Below are 5,124 nucleotides of genomic sequence, written 5' to 3'. Positions count from 1 at the left end.
ATGGCCCGTTGGTCAAGTGGTTAAGACACCGCCCTTTCACGGCGGTAACACGGGTTCGAATCCCGTACGGGTCACCATTAAATTTCTATAATGTAAGAAAACTAGTTGGAGGATTAGCTCAGCTGGGAGAGCACCTGCCTTACAAGCAGGGGGTCGGCGGTTCGAGCCCGTCATCCTCCACCATTAAACAAATTAATTAATAATATTATCGCGGGGTGGAGCAGTTCGGTAGCTCGTCGGGCTCATAACCCGAAGGTCACAGGTTCAAATCCTGTCCCCGCAACCAAATGGTCCCGTGGTGTAGCGGTTAACATGCCTGCCTGTCACGCAGGAGATCGCCGGTTCGATCCCGGTCGGGACCGCCATTTTTAAAAATTATTATGTGGGTCTGTAGCTCAGTTGGTAGAGCATTTGACTGAAGCTCAAAGTGTCGGCGGTTCGATTCCGTCCGGACCCACCATTCTTTTAATAATTTGCCGGTGTAGCTCAGTTGGTAGAGCAACTGACTTGTAATCAGTAGGTCGTGGGTTCGACTCCTATCGCCGGCACCATATATGGAGAGGTAGCGAAGTGGCTAAACGCGGCGGACTGTAAATCCGCTCCTTCGGGTTCGGCGGTTCGAATCCGTCCCTCTCCACCAGTTTTATAGGGGTATAGTTTAAAGGTAGAACGAAGGTCTCCAAAACCTTTGGTGTGGGTTCGATTCCTACTACCCCTGCCAATTTTTTTGTCTTTCAGAAAGAATATCTTATTATGGCGATTGTGGCGAAGTGGTTAACGCATCGGATTGTGGTTCCGACATTCGTGGGTTCGATTCCCATCAGTCGCCCCATTTAAATAATAAATTAATCAATTTATCATATTATTGGGGTATAGCCAAGCGGTAAGGCAACGGATTTTGATTCCGTCATGCCCAGGTTCGAATCCTGGTACCCCAGCCACTACGCGGAAGTAGTTCAGTGGTAGAACACCACCTTGCCAAGGTGGGGGTCGCGGGTTCGAACCCCGTCTTCCGCTCCAATTGATTAGGCGGCTTAGCCAAGTGGTAAGGCACGGGTCTGCAACACCCTTATCACCGGTTCAAATCCGGTAGCCGCCTCCATAAATTTTATCGGTTTAACCGATTTTTTTTATACTTTTTTTTCTTTGCCGGTGTGGCGGAATTGGCAGACGCGCACGACTCAAAATCGTGTTCCTTCTGGAGTGTCGGTTCGACCCCGACCACCGGTATCATGACACTGCTTGCCAATGCAGTGAAATCAGCGTTTCTTACACTATGTAAGGAACGTTTTTTATTTATCTCCAATACGATTCTTACAAAAATATCGTGTACATAAAATCGTGTGCGTACCCCTGTCATAAACAAGGAGGAATTTATATGGCAAGGCGTACAAACGAATTATCTATTGAGGAATTATCAATCATTAACACAACAAAAGTAATAAAGGAGATTGATTTCCAAACGGCACTTTCTTTATTTGTTGATGATTGTCTAATCAGAAATTTAAGACCTCAAACAATCCAATACTACAGAAATGAATTATCAGTTTTTTACAAAATGCTAAGGGAAAAAGAGTTTAATCCTGCACCTGCAAACATAACAAAAGACCAAATAAAAAGTATTATCTTGCACATGAAAGAAAAAGGATTACAAACAGTAACAATTAACACACGTTTAAGAGCCATTAGAGCATTTTTCAATTTTTTGCATCGTGAACGGCATATTAAAGAAAATCCATTAAATAACATCAAATTACTAAAAGACCGTAAAAAAGTTGTTGAAACCTTTACAAATGAACAACTTCAAACGCTTTTTAATCAGCCGAATTTACGCTCTTTTGTAGGTGTAAGGGATTATACTTTTATGCTATTACTACTTGAAACAGGCGTGCGTGTGAGCGAATTAGAAGGAATTTGTGTTCAAGATATTTTGTGGAATGAATCTAAACTCCATATAAGGAATACAAAGACGTATAAAGAGCGGATCGTTCCTATTCAGTCAAAAATGAAAAATCAATTGCAGAAATATATTCAGATACGTGGAGTAATGGAAACAGATGCTTTGTTTGTTACGCTTGACGGTGAGAAGATGTCTAAAAGACAATTCCAAAACAGGGTAACATTTTACGGGAAGCAAGCTGATATAAAAGGGGTTAGATGCTCCTGCCATACCTTTAGGCATACATTCGCAAAATTGAGTGTAAAAAACGGTGCAGGGTTATTTGAATTACAACAGATTTTAGGGCATACAAGTATGGAAATGGTCAGAGTTTATGTCAATTTATTTAGTGATGATATAATGGATAAACATAGAGCCTTTTCACCACTGGTAAATCTTGAAGTAAGAATGTAGTCAATCAAAAGTAAAGGAATATTTAAACTAGTGCATTACTTTTAACAAGGAGTAATGCTTTTTTCTTATTTCAAGGAACAGTTCAGATTTATCTTGATAAGGATTATAATATAACAATAAAAGATACTTTATCACTAAGGGGTAAATTATGAGATTTTTAATTGAATATAAAGATTTTGGTACTAAAGAAGAAAAAAATAAATCATTAATTCTACTTGATACGTTTTTAAATGAACATTTTATTGGAGAATTTCACGGATTTACTTTTGAAAGTATATTAATTCGATTTATAAACAATGCACCTCCAAAGAAGAAGTTTAAATTAAAATCTCTTTATAAAATAATTGCAGAGGTAGAAATTGAGGGGAACTTCACTAATAACGTAAAGTTAAACATTCATGATTTTCAACATGGACTGTTAAAAGTTGAAGAAGCCATTAACAAGGTTTCACAGATAGAGGTTAATAAACTAGATTTTAATAAAGATAAGTTATTGAATAGCCTTAATAATATTATTGATATTGCTCCACAAACTGATGAAGAATTAAAAAATTATGCCAAAAAAGAAAAAGAGATTAATTTTTTGAATACAGTCAAACGTGTTGATAGCTTGATATATTCCTACAAGATTAATCCTAGACCATTGTTGAAACGAATAATTGGTGTTAGATTATATGACCATTTTGAACGGAATACATTAGCACCTTACGATTATATTTACTCTCAACTTTTTAGTAACTTATTGAGAAGAGCCGAAGTAATGTCACCTGACTACGATGAGATTTATTTCAGTATCGCTGAAACAATGGAACAAGCCAAACAATCGATAGCTATTGACGAATTTTTTAAATACACATATTCCACATTAAATTTATCAGAGTATAACCAAGTAGATGACGAAGCTAAAGCAAATATGGTGTTCCATTCAATGTGTGAAGGTCTAAGGCTGATTGCTGACTTTGACCATTTAGAAAAAGAGAAAATTGAAGGTGTAATAGAGTATATTGCTAAAAATGGAATTGATATGGAACTTATTTATGCTACAGCACAAAATAAAGACTATCTTGCCGAAATCGTGTACCATGTTCCACGAAGTCATCTTACAAAGGCTGAATTTAAACTAAGACTAACGGAATTTAATACTAATAAGACTGGAATTATAGCTATAGATAAGTTAGATATTTATTATGCACCATATAGTATAGGTAAAATACAATTAAAGAAAAATGAAATTGTTATTAAGGGCAGAAATAGTCTAAGGGCAGAAGTTTCTCGTGAAATAGATAAATTGCCTTCTGAATATCGATTTAATATAAAAGAAATGTTATACGGTAACTCTTCTGTTTGAAAAAAAGGTTCATTTCAAAATATGGAGTTATGCTTTATTCAGTCACGGTGCTTTAATTCACATCAGATTAACTAAAAGACCATATGGTCTTTTTCTTTTGGTTAAAAGGTCAAATAGATTACCGACTGTTTAGATAGACCATGACCTAAATGAACAATTTTATTGCTCCTTATTTGTGTTCAAATAAAGTTATTTATGTAATTTTTGGACAAAATGTATATTAAGTTATAGACTTTAAATGAACATATTGGTAAAATATACATAACAACAAATAAGGGGCGTTCAAAATGAGCAAAGGAAAATTTATAAGTTATGTCAGGGTATCAACAGTCGAACAAAATGAACAAAGACAGGTAAAAGCAATTGAAGAAAGAGCCAGCATTGACAAATGGTTTATTGAGAAAGTAAGTGGAAAAGATACGAAAAGACCACAATTACAAGCCATGCTCGACTATATGCGTGAAGGGGATACCATTATCATTAATGACTTTTCACGACTTGCTAGGAGTACAAAGGATTTACTTGAATTAGTGGAGTTAATGCAAGAGAAGAACGTTACTTTGATTTCTCTAAAAGAAAATATTGACACTTCAACGCCACAGGGAAAACTAATGCTTACAATGTTAGGGGCAATAAATGAATTTGAAAGAATGAATATGCTGGAACGCCAACGTGAAGGAATCGCAATCGCAAAAGCAAATGGCAAGTACAAGGGAAGAAAGGCAATTGAAATAGACGAGAAATTCAAGGAATTATATGAGAAATATATGGCACGTAAAATAAACAAAACACAATTTGCCAATGAACTAGGTGTTAGCAGAACAACCTTGTACAAGTTAATTGAGGAATACGATGCAAATTAAAAAATTTTTTATAAAATTCTTCTTTTATCAAAGTGTAAATAAAAATCGCTCTAAAGACATACTTTTGATCGGGTCTAATAATTTAATGACCAATTGAAAAATGTCCTTAATAGAGCGATTTTTTTATTATCACATTTTGTTTTAAAAGTCAATAATATCGTAAGAGGAAAATTCGACAAATGTACAAAAAAATGCTATAATATAAGAGTAAATAGTTGACAGATTGATATTTTTAGTGTTAATCTGTTTGTTTTTTTGGAGGTGAGGGAATGTCTTAAAGTAAAGGTTATTTATCAAAATACATACATAATAAATGGTTGGTCTTGTACTTTGACAAGCAATGCAAAACTGCTGTCGCAGATTTCGCATTGTTGCGACCAAAGTACCAAAGTCGCTGCACATACTTAGATGTTGGAAACGTAAGCGTCAAATAGCGCCCACCTGGTTTTCAGGGGGCGCTATTGTTATGCTATCTATGTAGTTCGTTTAGGTACGTGACAGTTGGTCGGAATTGCTTCTGACCAAGGCATCAACGCATCTAACGCTGCTTCATCCGTTAG

The 5,124-nt window shown here is 35.9% G+C and carries 3 protein-coding genes and 13 tRNA genes; all 16 read left to right on the top strand.

The annotated features are described in order from the left end of the window. The first annotated feature begins 2 nt into the window (after positions 1-2). The 16 genes from ACOQFO_RS09940 to ACOQFO_RS09865 all read left to right on the top strand — a co-directional run bounded on the left by ACOQFO_RS09940 (position 3) and on the right by ACOQFO_RS09865 (position 4,564). A tRNA-Glu gene (locus ACOQFO_RS09940) sits at positions 3-77 on the top strand. Positions 78-107: 30 nt separating this feature from the next. Next, positions 108-183: transfer RNA gene (locus tag ACOQFO_RS09935), tRNA-Val, on the top strand. A gap of 26 nt (positions 184-209) precedes the next feature. After that, positions 210-286 (top strand) — tRNA-Met (locus ACOQFO_RS09930). A 3-nt stretch (positions 287-289) separates the two neighbouring features. Further along, positions 290-365: transfer RNA gene (locus ACOQFO_RS09925), tRNA-Asp, on the top strand. A gap of 19 nt (positions 366-384) precedes the next feature. Next, positions 385-460 (top strand) — tRNA-Phe (locus ACOQFO_RS09920). A gap of 15 nt (positions 461-475) precedes the next feature. Further along, positions 476-551, top strand: a tRNA-Thr gene (locus tag ACOQFO_RS09915). A 5-nt stretch (positions 552-556) separates the two neighbouring features. Then, positions 557-640: transfer RNA gene (locus ACOQFO_RS09910), tRNA-Tyr, on the top strand. Positions 641-647: 7 nt separating this feature from the next. Further along, a tRNA-Trp gene (locus tag ACOQFO_RS09905) sits at positions 648-721 on the top strand. Between the two features lie 35 nt (positions 722-756). Then, positions 757-832 (top strand) — tRNA-His (locus ACOQFO_RS09900). Between the two features lie 34 nt (positions 833-866). Further along, positions 867-941 (top strand) — tRNA-Gln (locus ACOQFO_RS09895). Positions 942-945: 4 nt separating this feature from the next. Then, positions 946-1,020 (top strand) — tRNA-Gly (locus ACOQFO_RS09890). An 8-nt stretch (positions 1,021-1,028) separates the two neighbouring features. Beyond that, positions 1,029-1,102: transfer RNA gene (locus ACOQFO_RS09885), tRNA-Cys, on the top strand. A 46-nt stretch (positions 1,103-1,148) separates the two neighbouring features. Next, a tRNA-Leu gene (locus ACOQFO_RS09880) sits at positions 1,149-1,230 on the top strand. 148 nt (positions 1,231-1,378) lie between these two features. Next, positions 1,379-2,353 carry a tyrosine-type recombinase/integrase gene (locus tag ACOQFO_RS09875; RefSeq protein ID WP_147536118.1) on the top strand — a complete coding sequence of 325 codons (975 nt, stop codon included), beginning with the start codon at positions 1,379-1,381 and terminating at the stop codon, positions 2,351-2,353. A 148-nt stretch (positions 2,354-2,501) separates the two neighbouring features. Continuing rightward, the gene (locus tag ACOQFO_RS09870) at positions 2,502-3,701 is read left to right on the top strand and encodes a hypothetical protein (RefSeq protein WP_421689513.1); all 1,200 of its coding nucleotides are present in this window, start codon (positions 2,502-2,504) and stop codon (positions 3,699-3,701) included. 287 nt (positions 3,702-3,988) lie between these two features. Then, positions 3,989-4,564, top strand: coding sequence for a recombinase family protein (locus ACOQFO_RS09865; protein WP_147536120.1), 576 nt, complete (start codon positions 3,989-3,991; stop codon positions 4,562-4,564). Positions 4,565-5,124: the final 560 nt, after the last annotated feature.

The sequence above is a fragment of the Ureibacillus sp. MALMAid1270 genome (genome assembly GCF_049202975.1).
Classification (GTDB): Bacteria; Bacillota; Bacilli; order Bacillales_A; family Planococcaceae; genus Ureibacillus.
This window is presented reverse-complemented; position numbering and strand designations above follow the sequence as displayed.